Below are 890 nucleotides of genomic sequence, written 5' to 3'. Positions count from 1 at the left end.
CGCTGGTCATACTGGCGACGGCGTAGCCAGACCCGGGCCCGCCGCAGCCACTACAAACGCCGAGGCCACACCCCATAACTGCGGTTGCAGTACTAGAACCGTGTCGACCAAGATCACTGTTCGGTGGGAGCTCCGTGGTACGGCGTTGGATCCAGCTCAGGGCTGGGTAGAGCCGAACTCGCGCTCAGGCCAAGCGGATCTCTACGCACCGTGACTGAGGCTGACTGTTTTTCGGATCAACTGAGCGGGGCGATCAGGTGCCTCTATACGATCACGGAACTACCGTCTGCTGACGTGATCTTGGAGATCTTTCATGCGTATGCGTAAGACCCTGGCCGCGGGCCTCGTGACCGTCGCGAGCGCTGCCGCGATGACCGTCGCGCCCGCGGCGCACGCCGGATACCCATTCCCGTACCAGTGCCAGTACACCAACTACAACGACGACTGGACCTTCAACGGAGGCTTCGGGACCGCCCCCGGCGAGACCATCTGCGTCAACAACTATGAGCTTGCCATGCAGAACGACGGCAACCTCGTCATCTACAACAACATCGCCACCCCGATCTGGTCCTCGGGCACCTGGAACCACTCCGGCGCGACCGCCAAGTTCCAGCCCGACGGCAACCTCGTCATCTATGGGTACGGCGGCAGCCCGGCGCTGTGGGCCTCGGGCACCTACGGCAACTCGGGCGCGACCCTCAAGTTCCAGCAGGACGGCAACCTCGTCATCTACGGCGCCGGCCACCAGCCGCTGTGGAACACCGGCACCTGAGACGGCCTCAGCGCTCCGCGGCGGCGCCGAGCGGGGGGGGGGGGGGCTGAAACCGCTGTTTTGTTTTGCGAGTTTTTTCAAGAAGTTGACACCCGGGCCTCGGTGTCCCACCTTGCAC

1 protein-coding gene is annotated in these 890 nt (G+C 63.9%); it reads left to right on the top strand.

The window, feature by feature from the left end:
* Positions 1 to 313: 313 nt before the first annotated feature.
* A complete protein-coding gene (locus tag ACFQ87_RS33175) occupies positions 314 to 772 on the top strand; it encodes a hypothetical protein (RefSeq protein ID WP_380614605.1) in 459 nt (152 codons plus the stop codon).
* The last annotated feature ends 118 nt before the right edge of the window (positions 773 to 890 follow it).

The sequence above is a fragment of the Kitasatospora sp. NPDC056531 genome (assembly GCF_042794375.1).
GTDB lineage: Bacteria > Actinomycetota > Actinomycetes > Streptomycetales > Streptomycetaceae > Kitasatospora.
This window is presented reverse-complemented; position numbering and strand designations above follow the sequence as displayed.